We start from the raw sequence: 19540 nt of genomic DNA on the forward strand, positions 1-19540 counted from the left end.
TGCCATCAACCGACCGTGGCGTGCCCTGCCGCGGTCAGTCGTTCCAAGCTTTCCTCTTTCCCCAAAAGGAAGAGGACATCGAAAATACCCGGCGAGACCGTGCGCCCGGTGAGCGCCGCCCTGAGCGGCTGCGCCACCTTGCCCAGCCCCAGGCCAGCATCCTCCGCCACGCGGCGTATTGCGTCTTCGATCGCCTCGACCGCCCAGGACTGGACGGCTTGTAGAGCGTCGGCTGTCTTGGCCAGCAGCGCGCGCGCGGAGTCGTCTAGCAGAGCGGACGCCTTTTCGTCAAAATCCAGCGGCGCGGCCTTGAACAGGAATTCCGCGCCTTCCGCTACCTCGTTCAAGGTTTTCGCGCGGGGCTTGAGCGATGGCATCGCCGCGGTCAGCACAGCGCGGTTCGCGGCGGTCAGGACGATGCCAAGCCGGCTTTCCACGCGGGGCGCGACCAGGTCGGCCAGGCGCGCGTCGTCTGCTTCCCGCAGATAATGGCCGTTCAGATTTTCCAGCTTCTTGATGTCGAAGCGCGAGGGCGAGCGACCGACGCCGTCGATGTCGAACAATGCGATGGCGCGCTCTATCGGGATGATTTCCTCGTCGCCATGGCCCCAGCCCAGGCGCAGCAGATAATTGAGCACCGCTTCGGGCAGCATCCCCATCTCGTCGCGATAGGCATCGACGCCAAGCGCCCCATGCCGTTTCGACAGTTTCGCGCCGTCCGCGCCGTGGATGAGGGGGATATGGGCGTAGGTCGGCTCTTCCCAGCCCATGGCACGGATGATGCTGAGCTGGCGGAAAGCGTTGTTGAGATGGTCGTCGCCGCGGATCACATGGGTCACGCCCATGTCATGATCGTCCACGACGACGGCCAGCATGTAAGTGGGCGTGCCGTCCGAGCGGAGCAGGATCATGTCGTCCAGTTCGCTGTTCTGGACGACGACGCGGCCCTGCACCGCATCCTCGATCACCGTTTCGCCCTCACGCGGCGCCTTGATGCGGATGACGAAGGGCGCGCCTGCGGGCGCTTCGCCCGGATCGCGGTCGCGCCAGCGGCCGTCATAGCGCAGCGGCTGCTTCGCGGCGCGTTGCTGTTCGCGCAGCTCTGCAAGCTCTTCGGGCGTGGCGTAGCATTTATAGGCGTGACCCGCGTCAAGCAGCTGGTTCGCAACCTCGGCATGGCGGGGCGTGCGCGCGAACTGGAAAACGGCGGGTTCGTCGCCGCCGAGGCCGAGCCATTCGAGACCGTCGAAGATGGCGGCGACGGCGTCCTCCGTCGAGCGGGCGCGGTCGGTGTCTTCGATGCGAAGCAGGAACTTGCCGCCATGATGGCGGGCGAAGAGCCAGTTGAAGAGCGCGGTGCGCGCCCCCCCAATGTGCAGATAGCCCGTGGGCGAGGGCGCGAAACGGGTCACCACAGCCTTGTTCATTCCCGTTGCACTTCCCGTCATATTCTTCGACATTCGCCTTGCCGACCCATGGATGCGACGCCCCCTAGCATGGCTTTTGCGCCGCGACAAACGTCCGTTCGGACGCGGGCGGCGCAATGGCTGACGGCGGCCCGCACGGCAGCGGAAGGCTGGCTGGAAGAGGAGCGGGAACAGGTCGGCCTGTGGGTGCCGGTCGCGCTGGGTGCCGGCGTGGCGGGCTGGTTCATCCTTCCTAACGCGGCGACGTGGCTTGGCCTGTGCTGCGGGATGCTGGGGCTGGCGTGCATCGGCGCGATGCTGCCGCCCGGTGGCCGGGTCCGATGGATCGTCATCGTTGGCGCAATGCTGGCCTGCGTCGGATGCCTGCTGGTGTGGGGGAAGGCGGCGGTGATGGGTGAAAAGCCCCTTGCCCGCCCGGTTTTCGCGCGCGTCGCAGGCACGGTGGAGTCGGTGCAGGACGTGCCCGCGCAGGGCATCGTCCGGGTGCGGGTGCGGCCCGTCGGCGCGCCGGACCTGCCAAGCAGGGTGCGGGTCAACATCGCAAAGCCGGACGTGCCGGCGGGACTGGGCGAGGGGGCGACGATCCGGTTCCGGGCGCGCCTGATGCCGCCGGCGCCGCCGAGCGTGCCCGGCGGATATGACTTCGCCGCGCGCGCCTATTTCCAGGGTATCGGCGCGACCGGCAAGGCGTTGAAGCCCATCGAGATTGTGCGACCGTCCCAAGCCGCGCCGCCGCTGCGCGCCCGGCTGTTCGACCATATCGTGACGCAAGCGCCGGGCGCGGGCGGTGGCATAGCGGCGGCGCTGGCGACCGGTGACCAGGGCGCGATAGCCGAGGAGGATGCCGAAGCAATGCGCCGCAGCGGCCTGGCGCATCTGCTGTCGATCAGCGGGCTCCATGTGACGGCGCTGATCGGCGCGGTGATCTTCCTGTTGATGCGGATGCTGGCGCTGAGCCGGCGGGCGGCCTTGACGATGCCGCTGATGCTGATCGCGGCAGGCGGCGGGGCGCTGGCCGGGATCTTCTACACCTGGCTGACGGGTGCGGAGGTGCCGACGGTGCGCTCGTGCGTCGCGGCGTTGCTGGTGCTGGGCGGGTTGGCGATGGGGCGCGACGCGATGACGCTGCGGCTGGTCGCGACGGGCGCGCTTGTGGTGCTGGCCTTCTGGCCCGAGGCGCTGGTCGGGCCGAGTTTCCAGATGAGTTTCGCGGCGGTCACCGCGCTGGTGGCCCTGTCGGAGCATCGCGCGTTTCGAGCCTTTGCGGCGGCACGCGATGAAGCCATGCTGCGCAAGGGGCTGCGCATGCTGGCGGTAACCCTGGCGACAGGCATTGTTGTGGAACTGGCGCTGATGCCCATCGCGCTGTTCCACTTCCACAAGGCAGGCATGTTGGGCGCTTTCGCCAATCTGGTGGCTATCCCGCTGACGACTTTCGTCGTCATGCCGCTGGAGGCGCTGGCGCTGGCGTTCGATGTCCTGGGGCTGGGCGCGCCCTTCTGGTGGCTGACGGGGCAGGCTTTGGCGCTGTTGCTGGGAATCGCGCATGGCGTCGCGGCCAGCCCCATGGCGACGATGCTGGCGCCGGCGATGAGCGAGGCGGTGTTCGGCCTTACGATCGCTGGCCTGCTATGGTGCCTGTTGTGGCGCAGCCGCTGGCGATGGATGGGATTGCCGCTGATGCTGGCGGGCATGGTCCTGACGCTGACCGCGCGGTCGCCCGACATCCTTGTCACTGGCGACGGGCGGCATGTGGCGGTGCGGACCGACAGGGGAATGGCGCTGCTGCGCGAGCGTGCGGGCGATTATGTGCGCGACGCGCTGTCGGAAAGCGCGGGCTATGACGGTGAACTGGCGGCGCTGGCGAGCCTGCCCGGTGCGCGCTGCTCGCAGGATCTGTGCGCGCTGCGGATGGAAAGCGGGGGACGGCGATGGCGGCTGCTGTTCACGCGCAGCGACATGCTGGTCGAGCGGCGGACCTTTGCGCGTGATTGCGCGGCGACGGATATCGTCATCAGCGACCGCGCTCTGCCGCGATGGTGCATGCCGCGCTGGCTGAAGATCGACCGCAGGCTGCTGGCGCGTACGGGCGGTCTTTCGATCGCATTGGCAACCGGCGATATCCGCACGGTGCGGCAGCCGGGCGACGCGCATCCATGGATCGCGCGTTCCCCGAGCCGCGGCGGGGCTCAATTATATCGGCGGAGCAGGCCGGCGAGCTTGCCCTGAATACGCACCTGGCGCGGGTCGTAGATTTGCGGTTCATAGGCCGCATTGGCGGGGTCCAGACGCACCTTCGCCCCTTCCCGGCGGAAATATTTGAGCGTCGCTTCCGCCTCGTCGATCAGGGCAACGACGATCTGGCCTTCGCGCGCGACTTCCGTTCGCTGGATAAGGGCGAAGTCGCCGTCCAGGATGCCGGCTTCCACCATCGAATCGCCTGACACTTCCAGCGCGTAATGATCGCCAGCGCCAAGCAATGCGGCGGGAACGGACAACATGGTCTGCCCCTCCATCGCCTCAATGGGGACACCGGCGGCGATACGGCCGTGCAGCGGGATTTCGATCACGTCGTTGGCGGCGATCAGCAGGGCAGGCGCCGACTTCGGCTTGAGCGGAACGACCGGTGCAGGCGCGCGATGCATGGCGTCGGGCAGCTTCAGCACTTCGAGCGCGCGCGCGCGATTAGGCAGGCGGCGGATGAAGCCGCGTTCTTCCAGCGCGTTGATCAGCCGGTGGATGCCCGATTTGGATCGCAGGTCGAGCGCGTCCTTCATCTCCTCGAACGAAGGCGACACGCCGCCTTCGTCAAGCCGGGTCTGAATGAAGCTCAGCAATTCCTGCTGCTTGGGCGTCAACATCGCGGTCCTCCGTGGAACGTATGAGGAACGCATAGGAAACACAAAGGGGTTCGTCAAGCAAAGAACCCGGCTATTTGATCCAGCTCAGTCGAACGGGAAGATGGTCACCCGGTCGCCCGACGAGGCTGGGGGTGAGCCGGCGGGGCGAAGGATCAGGCAGTCGGCCCGCGCCATGGCCGCCGTGGCGGCGCTGTCCTGCGACGTCACCGATACCACGCCGCCCTCCGCGCGGAAGGCGCGCATATAGTCGTCCCGGTCGCCCGTGGCGGGAAGCGCGGAGGCGAGCGGTGCGTCGATGCGGCGCGGCAGCGGCTGAGCGGCCCCGCTGATGTGCCGCAGGAGAGGCAGGAGGAAGAGCGTTGCGGTGACGAAGGCGGAGACCGGATTGCCGGGCAGGCCGAGGAACAGCGTCTCCCCCCGCTTGCCGGCCATCAGCGGCTTGCCGGGGCGCATGCGGATTTTCCAGAAATCGAGCGTGCCGCCGGCCTGCTGGAAGGCGGGGCGGACGAGGTCATGATCGCCCACCGACGCGCCGCCGGTAGTGACGATGACGTCCGCCTGAGCGGCGCTGGCGAAGGCAGCGGTCATCTGCTCCAGATCATCGGGCACGATGCCAAGGTCGATCATCTCGCATGGCAGCGCCGCCAGCATTGCGGCAAGCATCGGCGCGTTGGAGGAAGGCAGAAAACCGGGCGGCACCGGCGCGCCGGGGGGCACCAGTTCGTTCCCGGTCGAAAGCAGCGCGACGCGTGGCCGGCGGCGGACAGGCAGCGCGCCATGCCCGCCCAGGACGGCGGCGGCGACCTGGGCCGGGCCGAGATGACGCCCGGCCTCCAGCAATGTCGTGCCGGCCGCGAAGTCGGACGCGGCCGCGCGGACATGCTGGGCGGGCCGCAGCGGATTTCCGCTGGCGGCAAGGCGGTCGCCATCGCGCGTGACGTTTTCCTGAATCAGGATGGCGTCGGCACCGGGGGGAAGCGGCGCGCCGGTGAAGATGCGGACGGCCTCCTCCGCGCCGATCGACGGGGGCTGGATTGCGCCGGCCGCACTTTCACCCACGACGCGCCATGGGCCGGGCCAGTCGGCGGCGCGCACGGCATAGCCGTCCATCGCGGAAAGGTCGGCCCAGGGCTGGTCGCGAAGCGCCGCGACATCCTGCGCCAGCCAGCGGCCCGCCGCCTGCGTCACCGGAATGGTTTCCACGGCCAGCGGCGAGGCGAGGGCGAACAGGCGCGCCTGCGCTTGCGCGACCGGGAGCAGGCTCATGGCGTCCGCCGCCAGTCCCCCGACTTGCCGCCGATCTTGGATTCGAGGCGCACGCCGTCGATGACCATGGCCTTGTCCAGCGCCTTGGCCATGTCGTAAATGGTGAGCAGGGCGACGGATGCCGCAGTCAGAGCCTCCATCTCGACGCCCGTCTGTCCCGCGGTGCGGGCGGTCGCGGTGACGGTGACGCCGCCATCGTCCAGGTCGAAATCGACGGTCACGGCACTGAGCGCGATGGGGTGGCAGAGCGGGATGAGGTCGGCGGTACGCTTGGCCGCCATGATGCCGGCGACACGAGCGACGGCCAGCACATCGCCCTTCTTGACCAGCCCCTGCGCGATGGCGGCGGCGGCTTCGGCGCTCATGGCGATGCGACCCGATGCGACTGCTTCGCGGGCGGTGGTCGCCTTGGCGGACACGTCCACCATGCGGGCCGCGCCGTCCTCGTCGAGATGGGTGAGGCCGTTCATGCCCCTGTCAGCAGCGCGCGGGTCGCTGCCTCTACATCGGGCTGGCGCATCAGCGTTTCACCGACGAGGAAGCAGCGAACGCCATGTGTCGCCATGGCGATAAGGTCGGCGTGGCCGGTCAGGCCGCTTTCGGCAACGAAGGTGCAGCCTTCCGGCGCTTTCCCGACCAGTTCGTAGGTACGGGCGAAGTCCACCGTGAAGTCGCGCAGGTCGCGATTGTTGACGCCGATGAGACGGGACCGGAGGGCAAGGGCGCGTTCCAACTCCGGCTCGTCATGCACTTCGACAAGCGCGTCCATGCCAAGGCCAAGGGCGGCATCCTCAATCTCGCGCATCTGCGTGTCGTCCAGCGCGGCGACGATGATGAGGATGGCGTCCGCACCCAATGCGCGGCTTTCGAGCACCTGCCAGGGGTCGACGATGAAATCCTTGCGCAGCACGGGCAGGGCGCAGGCCGCGCGAGCAGCGACGAGATAATCGTCACGGCCCTGAAAATAAGGTTCGTCGGTCAGCACCGACAGGCAGGCCGCTCCGCCGGCGGCATAGGCCGCCGCATGGGCGGGCGGATCGAAATCGGGGCGGATGAGGCCCTTGGACGGGCTGGCCTTCTTGACCTCCGCGATCAGGCCGAATCCGGTGGTGGCGGCAGTGTCCAGCGCGCGACGGAATCCCCGTGGCGGGGTCTGCTCGCCGGCGCGCGCCTGAAGCGAGGACATGCTGGTCGCGGCCTTGCGGCGGGCGACATCCTCCCGCTTGAAATCGCAAATCTCGAGCAGCTTGTTCGTCATGAATAGGCAATCCAGCAGTTGAGGAGCGCATTGGCAAGGCCCCGGTCGATCGTCTCGGCGGCTTCCTCGACGCCTTCGCGCAGGTCCGGCACGACATCCGCGACCAGCAAGGCGGCGGCGGCGTTCAGCAGCACGGCGTCCCGATAAGCGCCATGTTCTCCCTGGAGCAGGGCGCGCAGGGCCTTGGCATTGTGGGCGGCGTCCCCGCCCCGGATCGCCTCGATCGGATGTGTCGCAAGGCCGAGGTCCGCAGCGGTGAGCCGGCGCATGGCGACGACGCCGTCAGCCGTGACTTCGGCCACGTCATTGCCGCCTGCGAGCGACAGTTCGTCCAGTCCTTCGTCCCCGGACACGATCATGGCGCGCTCCACGCCCAGAGCGCTCAGCGCTTGCGCATAGATGGGGACATAGGCAGGGCGGGCGATGCCGACCAGCTGGCGGCGGACGCCGGCGGGATTGGCGAGCGGTCCCATGAGGTTGAAGATGGTGCGTTCGCCGATCGCCCGGCGTATGGGGCCAAGCCGCTTCAGCGCCGGGTGATAATTTTGCGCGAAGAGGAAGCAGATGCCGAGGTCGCCCAGCGTTGCCTGCGCCGTGGCGGCGGCGCGATCGAGATCGAGGCCGAGCGCCTCCAGCGTGTCGGCCGCCCCGGCCTTGGACGACGCGGCGCGGTTGCCATGTTTGGCGACGGGCACGCCGGCCGCCGCGACGACAAGGCTGACCGCCGTCGAGACGTTGAGCGTGTGGTGCCCATCGCCCCCGGTGCCGCAGACGTCGATCGCGCCCGGCGGTGCTTCGACCGGGATCATGCGCGCGCGCATGGCGCGGGCGGCGGCGGCGATTTCCGTCGCCGTTTCGCCGCGCCGGGCCATGGCGACGAGGAAGGCGGCGATGTCGGCATCCGCGATATCGGCGTCGAACAACATGTCGAACGCCTGCGCAGCGGCGTTGGCGTCCAGCGGGATCGAAGGGTCGGGCAGGCGGGTCATCGCGCCGGCCTTAATCGGCAGAAGGGCGCGCTGTCGAGGGGGCGTTCCCGCTTAACTTCGCACATTTCCCGCAGAAATTGTCATTTCATGTCCCATCCGAGTAATTTCCGCAAAGAAGCAACGTTCATCCTAAGGATGCGCCGGCGGGTAGGACAGGATCAGGCCGCTTCCCGCGTCCGCACCGGCAAGCCCGCGATGGTCAGGAAATTGGCCAGCATTTCATGCCCATATTCGGTGGCGATGCTTTCCGGGTGGAACTGCACGGAATGGATGGGCAGGGTGGCATGGCGGAAGGCCATGACCGAACCGTCCTGGCTCGTCGCATTCACGATCAGGCTATCTGGAATCTCCTCCACGATCAGCGAATGATAGCGGGTCGCGGTGAAGGGCGAGGGCAGGCCGGCGAAGAGGCCGGTGCCGTCATGACTGACCGGCGACGTCTTGCCGTGCATGAGGCCGCCGCGCACGACCTTTCCGCCGAAATGCTGGCCGATCGCCTGATGTCCCAGGCACACGCCCAGCAGCGGCGCGCCCGCATCGGCGCAGGCGGCGACGAGGTCCAGGCTCACGCCTGCCTCATTAGGCGTGCAGGGACCGGGCGAGAGCAGGAAGGCCTTGGCGCCGGTGGAAAGCGCCTGACCGGCGGAAATGGCGTCGTTGCGAACGACTTCCACCTGCGCGCCCAGCTCCATGAGATAATGGACCAGGTTCCAGGTGAAGCTGTCATAATTGTCGATGACGAGGATCATGAGAAAGCGCTGTAGCGCGCGATCGGGCTGGGGGGAAGGGCGCACGCTGTTCGTTCGCACTTCGCCACCCGGATAAGGCTGAGGGGCTTGCCCTCATCCCTCGCGCCACTTCGCCAGCGCCTTTTCATAGGCTGCGCGGGCTTTGTCCCGCTGTTCCTCCAGCCTTCGGGCATCGCGGTCCGCCGACTTGCGGGTCGCTGCGATCTGGCGGGCGAGCTCGGCGCGTTCGGCTTCCAGTCGCGCGATATCGGCGTCCCTATCGCGGCGATGGTCCTCCAGCGCTTCCTCGGCCGCGGTCAGGGCGGCGCTGCTGGGGCGGGGAGGAGGTTTGGCGCGCGGTGGCGCCTTTGTCTTTGCGCGGGGCGTGGCCTTCTTCGCGCGGCGGGGCGGGGTCGAGGCGGCGAGATGATCGGCGGCGGTTCCGCGCGGCCGCTTTATCACCTCGCCTGGATGGGCGAGCGGCTCCGCCATCAGCCTTTCGTCGGTTACCTGTTCGGCCGCGCCGCGCGCGAACAGGTCCGCCTCCGCGCCCCACGCCTTCAGCGCCGCCTTCCGGCTGGGGGCGGCGACATAGGCGTCGTGGAAGCCGATGGGGGTACGGAATATTTTCAGCTTTGGCATGGCGCTGTCGTCAACGCGCCGACCGTCCGCCTGCTCCGGCGATAACCTAGGTTATGGCGGCTGCGTCGTCGGCTGGAATGAGGGAACCGCTGTCCTTCTCCAGCGCTTGCGCCTGACCGATGTGGTTGAGGAGGATGACATGGCAGAAAAGGACTATACCGACGCGATTGCCCTGCTGAAGGCGGACCATCGAACCGTGGAGGAACTGTTCGACAAGTTCGAGAGCGCGAAGGCCGCTTCGCGCAAGCAGGAGATTGCGCAAAAGATCTGCACTGAACTCAAAATCCACACGATGATCGAGGAAGAGATCTTCTATCCTGCGTTTCGCGGCAAGATAGAGGATGACACGCTGGACGAGGCCTATGTCGAGCATGACGGCGCGAAGGTGCTGGTGAACGACATCGAAGCGGGTTCAGCGGAGGAAGATTTCTACGACGCCAAGGTCAAGGTGCTGTCCGAGGAGATCAAGCATCATGTCCATGAGGAAGAGGCGCAGAAAGAGGGCATGTTCGCCCAATGCCGCAAGACCGACGTCGATCTGGTGGCGTTGCGCGACCAGATGCTGGCGCGGAAGCAGGAACTGATGGCTCAGGCCAAGTCAGGCGGGCTGCCCCTTGCAAAGCCGTCCGCCGTCCGCCTGATCCCGGCCTGACGGGGCGTACCCACGCGCGGCTTGAAAAAGCAGGCGCGCCCCGCCATATGGGTGCTGCCGGGTTCGCCCGGCTATGGTGATAAATCGTGTCGTGCAATAGGCGCAGCGGACCCGGGGGCAGTACCCGGCGGCTCCACCACAAAGGCCCCTTTTCGGGGGCTTTCTGACGGGGCCGAACTAGGATCGACGTGTGTTGAAAAACGATGCTTTCACCCGGCCCGTGTAAGCCGTTAAACTGTGCAAAACTCACAAGTGCCAACGATAACGAGGCTCTTGCTCTTGCTGCGTAATTGATGGCCTCACGGCCTGACATTACCCAAAAAGAACGCGGTTGAACCCACCGGGCAACAGAAGGGAATTCAGCGGCCCCCGGAGGCGCCGGGCAACAGAAGCCTCCGGACCTTTCTCCCTCTATTCGGTCCATATCCTTGTCGTCCGGCAGGGCGGCGCGCTTTGCGTCGATTCGAATCGGCGGCTATTTGACTTGTCTTTTCGATTACGCTTTTATGACAATCGTGCGTAAAAGTGATAATGTATTGAAAAGAAAGAAAACTAAATCCTTTTCTATGCCCTTCGCGCCACTTGCCCCGATGTCATCGTAATGAAATAATCCTGGCTATAGTGGAGAGTTTTTTCGGAAGGATTTGAGGAAATGATCAAGGCCGCTGCAACCATCGGATTGATGCTGGCCGCTGCGGTTCCGGGCGTCGCATTGGCGTCCGACGCGCAGGACCTGGTGGTGGTGGGTGTGCCCGATGGCCGGCTGGCCGCCAAGGCCATCACCGCAGGCGATTTCGAGACGGCCCGTCGCAAGCTGGAGCCGATGCGCGTTTTTGGCGAAAATGACCCCGCCCGCCTCATCAACCTTGGCAACGCCTATGCCGGCCTCGGCCGCATGGCGCAGGCGCGCGAAGCCTATCGCGCTGCCCGGTCGGCGCCGGAACTGACACTGGTACTGGCGAACGGCACGGAAGAATCATCGCGCGAGGTCGCCAACCGCGCGCTTGGCCGGCTGAACCCAGCCTACGCCATGCGGTAATGCCTTGCCCCGAGGGGAAGGGAGAAGGGCGCCGTCCTGATCGGACGGCGCCCTTTTCATTGCCCGCTTGCAGGAGGGGGGACGACCGGGTCGCCCCGGCCGTTGGCACCCGCCCGGGCTGGGCGAGCCAGGATCAGAAGGCGACGGTCATCGACGCAGCGATGGTCGTGCCGATCTTGTAGCGGTTGTAGAAGACCTTGCTGTCGCCAGCCTGCTGATATTCCTGGAACTTGCGGCCGGTGATGTTGCGCGCCTCCAGCTTGAACTCGCTGTTCACGCCACCCGGCAGCTTGACCGCCTGACGCGCGACGAAGTCCAGGGTGAAGCCCGGCTTTTCCCGAATGTCGGGCTGAAGGTTCGGACCGCGGCTGGTGACGCGCGGACTGGCATAGGTCAGCAGCAGGGTCTGCTGTGACAGCCGGTCCGTATCCTCCAGGCCAAGCTGGAGGTTGACCAGATGGTCCGACTGGCCGGTCAGGGGCACGCCGTTCAGGAAATAGTCCGACGCGGCAGGCAGCGGGCCGGTCGTGTAGCTGTAGGGCGTCGTCGTGTCGCCATCCTTCACCTTCAGCTTCGACTGGGTGTAGGTATAGTTGCCGATCAGCGCGATGCGGCGGCTCTGGAAGAAAGGCGAGTTCCAGCCGTCGAGCGGCACATATTTCTGCAGTTCGAATTCCGCGCCGTACAGCGTGGCTTCGGGTGCGTTGGCGAAGCTGGTGGTGACATTATAGGTGTCGGTGATGGTGGTGTAGGTTTCGATCGGATTGTCGATCTTCTTGTAGAAGGCAGCCGCCGTGATCCGTTCCTCGCGACCCATATACCATTCCGCGCGGATGTCGGCGTTCCACAGCTCGCTGTCTTGCAGGAAGGGGTTGCCGCGATAGAAGCGGTTGGATTCGGTATCGAGGAAGGGCTGGGCGATCAATTCGCGGAACTGCGGCCGGGCGATCGTCTTCGACCCGCTGGCGCGGAATTGAAGGCCCTTGGCGGCTTCGACCGTCAGGGTGACGGCAGGCAGCCAATATTCTTTGTTGATGCGGTTGGTCGGCGTGACCCCGGTGTTGTAGACGTCGACGCCCGTCACCGACTGGCGGCCCTTTTCGTAGCGGACGCCCGCGTTCAGCGAGATGCCGTCGAACGGTTCGATCTGCACCTGCGCATAGCCGGCATGGACGCGCAGCGCCGCGTCATAGACGGGATAGTTGCCCGAAAATTCCAGCAGCGTCAGGTCGAAATATTGGATGGTCGAATCGGAGATCAGATAGTCGGGGCGCAACTGCTGCACCGGGATCGGCAGGTTGACCGCGTCATAGTGAAATTCATAGCGCGACGAGGTACGCTTCGTATCGGTGAAGGCATAGCCCGCCGTCAGCGTCACGTCCGGCGAGAATTTGTAGCTGAGGTCCGCGCCGGCCGACCACAGGTCTTCATTGAGGTCGCTGAAGGTGACGGACGCATCGCCGCGTTGGCGGTTCAGCGCGTTGACGAAGCGGTCGCCGACGGGATCGGCATCCAGCGGCCGGTTGGTGCGGACATATTCGAAATCGCGCTCATAAGGGGCTTCGCGCTGCGAATTGGCGTAGCCGCCGCGCAGGTCGAGGCTGAGATCGCCCAGCTTGAACTCGCCGACAAGCTGCGTGTCGATCAGCTGGCGCTCATACCAGGCGGTGCTCTGCGTCATATAATCCGCGCCCTGGATCTGGCCGTCATTCTGGCCGACCGCGAGCGCGCCGCGCTTCAGCGTGTCGCGGATGTAGAGGTTGGTCCAGCGAATCTTCTGGTCGCCCAGTTCCAGGCCCAGGCCGAGCAGGCCGTTCACCGTCACCTGATTGTCGGTGCTGACCTGCGTGTAGTTCTTGCCCGCGCCGGCCGCGACGTCGAGCGATGCCTGCTGGAGCGTCGAGCGGGTGCGCCACTTGTTGCTGTAGGACGCCGTAGCGATCACGCCCAGGCGCCCGTCGCTACCCACGTCCATCGCCGTGCCGGCGTTGACCGAGCCGGAGAAGTTGAAGGGCAGGCTGTTGGTCCGCTGAAGGACGGAAGTGTTGCTGTTCTGGAGCTGCATCGCCGCCGCCTTGAGGTCGGCGCGGGGAATGTTGGAGAAGGGGGTGCCGCTGTTGATGAGGTTCCGAAGGCCCGAGGGCAGGTCGCGCGTGCCATCGTCGAAGCCGGTCCAGTCGGACTTGGCGCCGTAATAGGTATAGCCCATCTGGCCCGATGTTTCGGTGTTGGCCGAACTGCCGACGCCGATTTCCAGATAGGATTCGGTCGGAATGGCCTTGGTCGTCAGGTTGATGACGCCGCCGCCGAATTCGCCGGGGAAGTTGGCCGAATAGCTTTTCTGCACCAGGGTCGAGGCGATGACGCTGGTGGGGAAGATGTCGAGCGGCACGACGCGCTTCAACGGCTCGGGGCTGGGGAGCGGAGAGCCGTTCAGCAGCGCGAGCGAATAGCGATCGCCAAGGCCGCGGACATAGACATAGCCGCCCGAGGCGACCGACAGGCCGGTGACGCGCTGGAGCGATCCGGCGATGTCGCCTTCGCCCGTCCGCTTGATGTCGGCGGCGGAGAGGACGTTCACCACCTGCGGCGCGGCCTGCGACACGTTGGTGGTGCGGCGGCCGGTGACGACGATGTCGGCGCCGGGAATGGACACGTCGACATTGCCGGTCTGCGCTGCGGCTTCGTCAGCCGCGCTCGGCGTCGTCGACATGCCGGCGTCGCCCGCGCTGCCCGCAGTGCCTGTGATGGTGGACCCGCCACCCACGCCGGCGGCGGAGTCGGTCTGCGCCATGACGGCCGGGGCCGAAAGCGCGGTGGAAATCAGGAGCAGGCGCGCCAGGCTCAGCGGCTTCGACATGCGAAATATCCCCCTTGGGAAAATCAGTGCAAAGAAGGCGGGGAAGCGGCTCGCACGCTCCCCCGCCCCTGTTGAGGTCGTGGGTCCGATCAGGTCGTCGGGATGGCGGTGCAGTTCTTCGACGTGCTGCCGAAGCTGGCCGTGACCGAATTGCAGGTCCAGCCGGCGTACCAGGTGTCGCTGCTGTCCTTGACCGCGCCGACATAGTTGGTCGTGGTGAAGTTGCTGTCGATCGTCTTGGGATCGGTCGCCACCAGCGCTGTTTCGGTTGCGCCGTTGACGAACAGGTTGGTCAGCGACGGCGTGTAGGTGATCGTGCTGTTCGGGCCGGCTTCGAAGATCGTCTTCACGACATCGGCGGTTACGCCGTTGTTGCCCTTGTAAGGGGTGCCGTTGCACTGCATCGCCACCGAGATGTAGCGCGGCTTGCCGGCGTCCTGCAGGGCGGTGTCGGCGTCACGCACCGTGGCGGCGGCGTCGATGCGCAGGCAGCTCTGGTTGGGGCTGACGATCAGGCCGTTGATGAGGTTGAGGTCAGCGCCTCCACGCAGGAGCATCGCCGCGCCGTTGGCGCCGGTGGTCGACCGGCCGATATAGGTGAAGTTCGCGACCTTGATGAACTGACGCGGCAGGGCATCGACGCCGTTGTTGGCGTTGGTGCCGGCATTCGAGTCGGTTTCGAGGAAGCTGTCGCCGATGTCGTTGTTGGCACGCTGGACCGAGATCAGATATTGGACCGTGCCGCGATAGCCGACATCGGTGTCGAGATTGTCGTCTTCGTTGCCGGTCAGGACCAGGTAGCGCGGGTTGAGCGAACCGCCGAAGATTTCGATGCCGTCGTCCGAGCTGTTGTGGACCTGGATATGGTCAAGCTGTGTGCCGCTGCCGACGCCCGAGGGGGTCAGGCCCTGAAGCTCGCTAGAGCCCGACAGGACGAAGCCCGAATAGCGGATCTGGACATAGGACATGCGGCCCGAATTGTCCGCGTCGTCCGCGCCGCCATAAAGCGCGCCGCTCGCGCCTTCGGTGTCGCGTTCGCACGCGGTGGTGCCGGGCGCGGCCGCCGGGGCGGCGCAGTCGGTGATGCGCGCGCGGCCGAGCAGCACGACGCCGCCCCACTGGCCCGACGACTGGTCGGTGTTGGTGCCGAGCACATTTTCACGGCTAGTGAAGATGATCGGCTGGGTCGCGGTGCCCACGGCGTTGATGCGGTTGCCGCGATTGACCGCCAGGAAGGTGTTGCCGGTGCCGGCGAAGATCACCACGCCCGGATCGATCGTCAGCGTGACATTGTTGCCTGTGCTGCCCGGACCCTGATCAGTGCCGACATCGACGCGGCCAGGCATGGAGTAGATGACGCCGGCCTGCTTGGAGATGACGGTCGAGCTGGTGAAGCGCGCCGGGAAGGCGCAGTTGCGCCAGGTGTTGGTGCCGTCGGTTATGGTGCCCGCGTCGGAGAGCTGGGCCGATCCGGCGATGCTGGGGCAACCTGCGGCCGGGGTCACCGCGGTCGGCGTGGGGGTCGGCGTGGGCGTCGGAGTCGGGGTGGGCGTCGGAGTCGGCGCAGGGATGACGATGGTGCCTTCACCGGGCGAGGCGATGTCGTCCGCGCCGCAGGCGCTGAGGCCCACGCAGGCGCAGCTCGCCATCAGGATCGTGTGAATACGGTTAATCTTGGCCATGTCGTCTCCGCTCCGGCCCGTAGCCGGGATTGTTGAACCGCGGAGCGCAGGGGAAATGATTCGGACAACGCCCCCTGTCGCCCTCGGGAGCGGCAACTAGGCCCGGTACGTGACAGCAACATTTTGTTTGTGTGACAGTTCGGCGTCTTAAAAATGACGGTATCGTGACAATCATTTCAGGTCCGTTGCAACGGACCTGCCGGATCAGCCCCAGGGGCGTTCCCGATACCATTTGGTGATGACATGCTTCACGCCGCTGCGCACCTTCATGCCATGATGGATGCTGGCGGGATTGGGCTGGCCGGATGGAAGGCGGTTGTTCCAGACCAGCAGTTTGCCGGTTTCCGGCTGCACCGTCTTGCCGATTTTGGTGAAGCGGGTGGCCCCGCCGGCGGCGGGTTCGTTCAGATAGACCATCAGCGTCCAGGTGCGATTGCCGGCGACCGAGCAGAATTGTGCGAAGTCCGCGCCCCTGGGGTCGAAATAGTCGGTGTGCGCCTTGAATTCCTGACCCACGCCATAGCGTTGCCCCTGTATCGGTTCGCCATGGTGGCTGGCAATGCCGGCAAATGCATCGAGCCGCGCGTCGATGGCGGCGACGAACGGGTCGGCGGAATCGAGGTCGCAGGTTTCGCTGGTCCGAAAATAATGATCGCCATTGGCATCGGCGATGGTGGAGGGCCGTCGTTGCGCGTCGATGCGGCGGACCAGTTCGGCACACTCCTCCACGCTGAGGAAGGCGCGGCGGATGAACAAGGTGATGTCGCGGCTGGGCACCCGCTGCACGCGGGGATGCGCGCCGATCCATGCGGGGTCGCCATCGGCAGCGGCGGGCGCGGTCTGCTGTTGGATCATCATCGTCCCATGGGTGGATGACGCATTTGCTATCCCGCGCCGCGCGAAAAGCAAGCACCAGGATTGGCGTCATAAATCCGTCACGCAACCGTCATCGTCCGGTAAGACGAGGTGCCTAGCAGGCTGCCTAGTCTCAAAGGGGGTATGGCAGCATCATGCAGGTGCCGTTCGGCGACAGAGTGCGCGGATTGCGTCGCAGGCGCACTTCTGCGTCGCCCGCGTTCGACTGGCTGGCGCTGCTGGAGCGCGCGCTGCTCATCCTGCTTGCGCTGATGATCGTGCGGCTCGCATGGGCGATCGTGACGCCGGTCGGCAGCTTCGGCCCGTGGGAAGGACGGCGGGCACAGTTGATGTCGGCATCGGCCCGGCAGGCGCTCTTCGCCAGCTTCGACCCCTTCTTCCGCGACGGTCCGCAGCAGCCTTCGGGCGGAGTCGTCACGTCCCTGGCGCTGACCGTCTATGGCATTCGTCTCAACGAAGGATCCGGCCTTGGGTCGGCGATCATCGCCGGGCCGGACGGGGTGCAGAACAGCTTTGCCGTGGGCGACGAGATATTGCCCGGCGTGGTGCTGAAATCCGTCGCTTTCGACCATGTCACCATCGACCGGGGCGGGGCGGAGGAACAGGTGTTTCTGGACCAGTCCACGCCTGCGCCGGACGCGCCGGCCCCACCGCCTGCCGCCAGCGGATGGCAAAGCGCGGCACCGCCGCCCCCGCCGGCGACGGCAACAGGCGCCGGGCCGACAGCCGAGAGCCTGAAGCGTGACATCGGCTTTGCCCCCAGGATCGAGAATGGTCGCGTGACCGGCCTTGTCGTCCAATCGCGCGGGCCTGCCTTTGCCGGCGTCGGCTTCAAGCCCGGCGACATCATCGCCCAAGTCAACGGCCAGCCGGTCGGCGACCTGCAATCGTTGCAGAACCAGATCGCGCCCGGCGCGCGCCTGTCCCTGACCGTGGAGCGCGGCGCGACCACCGCCTCGGTCAACCTCATAGTGCAAGGCCAATGACCCGCAAACTGCTCCTGACCGCCGCCATGGCCCTCGCGCTCGCGGCGCCGCTGCCTTCCTCCGCGCAGCAGACGCTCAACGTCCGCGACGCCGACATCCGCGCCTTCATCCAGGATGCCGCGCGGGTAACCGGCCGCACCTTCATCATCGACAACAAGGTGCAGGGGAAGGTGTCGGTCGTGACCGACCGGCCGCTGTCGCGATCCGAATATTTCGAGATCTTCCTGTCGACGCTGCGCGCCAACGGCCTTGTCGCCGTGCCTGCGCCCGGTGGCGCCTATCGCATCCAGCCGGTCGACGGCGCGGCCGGCCAGCCCAGCGGCGTGGGGCAGGCGTCCAACCGCAACAGCTTCGTCACCGAAGTCTTCCGCCTTCGCTCCATCGACGCGGCAAGCGCGCTGGAGACCTTGCGGCCACTGGTAAGCCGGGAAGGCTCCGTCACCGCCAACCGGGCAGGGAACAGCGTGGTCGTCGCGGACTATGCCGACAATGTTGCGCGTATCCGTCAGGTGATCGCGCGCATCGACCGCGACAATGCGGCGACGCAGATGGTGGCGCTGAAGAACGCCGGTGCACGGGAGATCGCCACATCGCTCCAGGCGCTGGTCGCGAGTGGGGGCTCGGGCGAGAATGCCGCGCCGGCTTCGGCGACGGTGGTGCCGATCGACAGCAGCAATTCGGTCGCGATAAGAGGTGACGCGGGCACCGTCGCCCGGCTGGCGGCGATGGCGAGGCAGCTGGACCAGCAGGCGGCGAGCGGCACCGAGATCCGCGTTTACTGGCTGGAACATGCCGATGCCGAGAAACTGTTGCCTGTGCTGCAGCAACTGGTCGGCCAATCGACCGCGCAGCCCGTGACCTCCGATGCGCCGGCTCCGGCCAAGGGCAGCGCCGTGCCGGCTGCGCAGGTCGCAGCGCCCGTCGCCGCGTCCGCGCCGAGTGCGAGCGGCAGCGGCATATCGACGCGCGGTCCTGCCATCGTCACGCGCTACGAGGGCGCGAATGCGATTATCGTTGCCGCCAACAGCGACGTTCAGCGGATGCTGGGCGAGACCATCCGGCAAATCGATACGCGGCGCGAACAGGTGCTGGTGGAGGCGATCATCGTCGAGATCAGCGACGCCGCCGCCAAGAAGCTGGGAGTGCAGTTCCTGATCGGCAGCACCTCCACCGGCTTTGCGGCCACCAACTACTCCAACGCGCAGCCCAACCTGCTGACCATCGCAGGTGCCTATGCCGCGAACCAGCTGGGAACGACGACGACCACGGTGGTCGCGCCGGACGGGACGCGGACGACGACCGAAGTGCGGGAGAATGGCGACCTCGCCAACACGCTGCAGCAGGCGGCGGTCAACAGCCTGCAAAGCGCGACCGGCATTATCGGCGGCCTTGGCACGCAGATCGGCAGGAACGGCATTTTCGGCGCGATCATCAATGCCGTGAAGTCCGACACGGAAAGCAACCTGCTTTCCACGCCTTCTGTAATGACGATGGACAACCAGAAGGCATCGATCCTGGTGGGACAGCAAGTTCCGATCACGACCGGCGAGGCGCTGAGCCAGAATTTCGACAACCAGTTCCGCACCGTCCAGCGGCAGGATGTCGGCATCAAGCTGGAGGTGAAGCCGCAGATCAACACCGGCGGCGCCATCAAGCTGTTCCTGAAGCAGGAAGTGTCGAGCGTTGCCGGGCCGGTGAGCAACAGCAACAGCGACCTTATCATCAACAAGCGCGAGATCGAGACGACGGTCACGGTCGACGATGGCGAGATATTGGCGCTGGGTGGGTTGCTGGATGACAATGAACGGCGCACGATCGAGCGCATCCCCCTGCTGTCCGACATTCCGGGGATCGGCGAGCTGTTCAAGTCGCGGTCCAAAAGCCGGACCAAGACCAACCTGATGGTCTTCATCCGCCCCACGATCCTGCGATCGAAGGAGGATGCGCAAAAGCTGACGCAGCAGCGATACGGCTATGTGCGGGGCATGCAGTTGCAGCGCAACCCGGACGTCGAGCCGACGATCGACGAACTGGTCCGCGACTATATGGGCGCGGTTCCCCCGGTCGCGCCGCAGCCGGGCGACGTGACGGTGCAGCCGCCGGCGGGCGCGACCGTCCCTGCGCAAGTGATCGAACCCACGGTGCGGCAGTCGAGCGGGGTCGTGCGCCCGGTCGATATCCCGGCGAGCGGGGGAAAGCAGTGAGGTTTCCCATTCCCCCGTTGACTCCGAGCCTGCCGAACGGCTCGACTGAGCAGAGCGAAGCCATTTCGAT

The 19540-nt window shown here is 66.2% G+C and carries 16 protein-coding genes and 1 other RNA gene; 6 read left to right on the top strand and 11 right to left on the bottom strand.

Annotated elements, in window-relative coordinates; all coding sequences use genetic code 11:
* Positions 1–5 precede the first annotated feature (5 nt).
* Positions 6–1427: a glutamate--tRNA ligase gene (gene gltX / locus AX724_RS08535; RefSeq protein ID WP_066765380.1), complete on the bottom strand. Its 1422-nt coding sequence runs from the start codon at positions 1425–1427 to the stop codon at positions 6–8.
* Positions 1428–1496: 69 nt separating this feature from the next.
* Between gltX and AX724_RS08540 the strand changes: the two genes are divergently transcribed.
* Entirely contained in the window at positions 1497–3656 is a 2160-nt protein-coding gene (locus AX724_RS08540; RefSeq protein WP_082733457.1) for a ComEC/Rec2 family competence protein, read from the top strand.
* Here AX724_RS08540 and lexA read toward each other — a convergent pair.
* From lexA to AX724_RS08575, 7 genes are all read right to left on the bottom strand, one after another.
* Entirely contained in the window at positions 3617–4288 is a 672-nt protein-coding gene (gene lexA, locus AX724_RS08545) for a transcriptional repressor LexA (RefSeq protein ID WP_066765382.1), read from the bottom strand. The genes AX724_RS08540 and lexA overlap by 40 nt on opposite strands.
* A gap of 84 nt (positions 4289–4372) precedes the next feature.
* Positions 4373–5554, bottom strand: a complete 1182-nt coding sequence (locus AX724_RS08550; protein WP_066765384.1) for a molybdopterin molybdotransferase MoeA — start codon at positions 5552–5554, stop codon at positions 4373–4375.
* A complete protein-coding gene (gene moaC, locus AX724_RS08555) occupies positions 5551–6024 on the bottom strand; it encodes a cyclic pyranopterin monophosphate synthase MoaC (RefSeq protein ID WP_066765387.1) in 474 nt (157 codons plus the stop codon). The genes AX724_RS08550 and moaC overlap by 4 nt, the downstream gene beginning before the upstream one ends.
* The gene (gene trpC, locus AX724_RS08560) at positions 6021–6812 is read right to left on the bottom strand and encodes an indole-3-glycerol phosphate synthase TrpC (protein ID WP_066765391.1); all 792 of its coding nucleotides are present in this window, start codon (positions 6810–6812) and stop codon (positions 6021–6023) included. The genes moaC and trpC overlap by 4 nt, the downstream gene beginning before the upstream one ends.
* On the bottom strand, positions 6809–7801 hold the full coding sequence (gene trpD / locus AX724_RS08565; protein ID WP_066765392.1) for an anthranilate phosphoribosyltransferase: 993 nt from the start codon (positions 7799–7801) through the stop codon (positions 6809–6811). Before trpD ends, trpC begins: the two co-directional genes overlap by 4 nt.
* Positions 7802–7959: 158 nt before the next feature.
* Complete coding sequence (locus AX724_RS08570) at positions 7960–8550, bottom strand: anthranilate synthase component II (RefSeq protein WP_066765393.1); 591 nt, start codon at positions 8548–8550, stop codon at positions 7960–7962.
* A gap of 93 nt (positions 8551–8643) precedes the next feature.
* Positions 8644–9171 carry a hypothetical protein gene (locus AX724_RS08575; RefSeq protein ID WP_066765397.1) on the bottom strand — a complete coding sequence of 176 codons (528 nt, stop codon included), beginning with the start codon at positions 9169–9171 and terminating at the stop codon, positions 8644–8646.
* Between the two features lie 139 nt (positions 9172–9310).
* Here AX724_RS08575 and AX724_RS08580 point away from each other — a divergent pair, with 139 nt between their 5' ends.
* From AX724_RS08580 to AX724_RS08590, 3 genes are all read left to right on the top strand, one after another.
* Entirely contained in the window at positions 9311–9823 is a 513-nt protein-coding gene (locus AX724_RS08580; RefSeq protein WP_066765553.1) for a hemerythrin domain-containing protein, read from the top strand.
* Between the two features lie 17 nt (positions 9824–9840).
* Positions 9841–10185: a transfer-messenger RNA gene (ssrA, locus tag AX724_RS08585) on the top strand.
* 290 nt (positions 10186–10475) lie between these two features.
* The gene (locus AX724_RS08590) at positions 10476–10862 is read left to right on the top strand and encodes a hypothetical protein (RefSeq protein ID WP_066765399.1); all 387 of its coding nucleotides are present in this window, start codon (positions 10476–10478) and stop codon (positions 10860–10862) included.
* A gap of 133 nt (positions 10863–10995) precedes the next feature.
* Here the strand turns inward: AX724_RS08590 and AX724_RS08595 are convergent, their stop codons facing one another.
* The 3 genes from AX724_RS08595 to AX724_RS08605 all read right to left on the bottom strand — a co-directional run bounded on the left by AX724_RS08595 (position 10996) and on the right by AX724_RS08605 (position 16259).
* Positions 10996–13722 (bottom strand): TonB-dependent receptor domain-containing protein, encoded by a 2727-nt coding sequence (locus AX724_RS08595; RefSeq protein WP_066765401.1) that lies wholly within the window; start codon positions 13720–13722, stop codon positions 10996–10998.
* Between the two features lie 89 nt (positions 13723–13811).
* On the bottom strand, positions 13812–15404 hold the full coding sequence (locus tag AX724_RS08600; protein ID WP_066765405.1) for a hypothetical protein: 1593 nt from the start codon (positions 15402–15404) through the stop codon (positions 13812–13814).
* A gap of 204 nt (positions 15405–15608) precedes the next feature.
* Positions 15609–16259, bottom strand: coding sequence for a prolyl hydroxylase family protein (locus AX724_RS08605; RefSeq protein ID WP_231736589.1), 651 nt, complete (start codon positions 16257–16259; stop codon positions 15609–15611).
* Positions 16260–16414: 155 nt separating this feature from the next.
* On the opposite strand from AX724_RS08605, the gene AX724_RS08610 reads away from it, so the two are divergent.
* Together AX724_RS08610 and gspD are read left to right on the top strand one after the other, a co-directional pair.
* On the top strand, positions 16415–17266 hold the full coding sequence (locus AX724_RS08610) for a type II secretion system protein N (RefSeq protein WP_066765409.1): 852 nt from the start codon (positions 16415–16417) through the stop codon (positions 17264–17266).
* Entirely contained in the window at positions 17263–19470 is a 2208-nt protein-coding gene (gspD, locus tag AX724_RS08615) for a type II secretion system secretin GspD (protein WP_066765412.1), read from the top strand. The genes AX724_RS08610 and gspD overlap by 4 nt, the downstream gene beginning before the upstream one ends.
* Positions 19471–19540 lie beyond the last annotated feature (70 nt).

It is taken from the genome of Sphingobium sp. CCH11-B1, assembly GCF_001556865.1.
Lineage (GTDB): Bacteria > Pseudomonadota > Alphaproteobacteria > Sphingomonadales > Sphingomonadaceae > Sphingobium.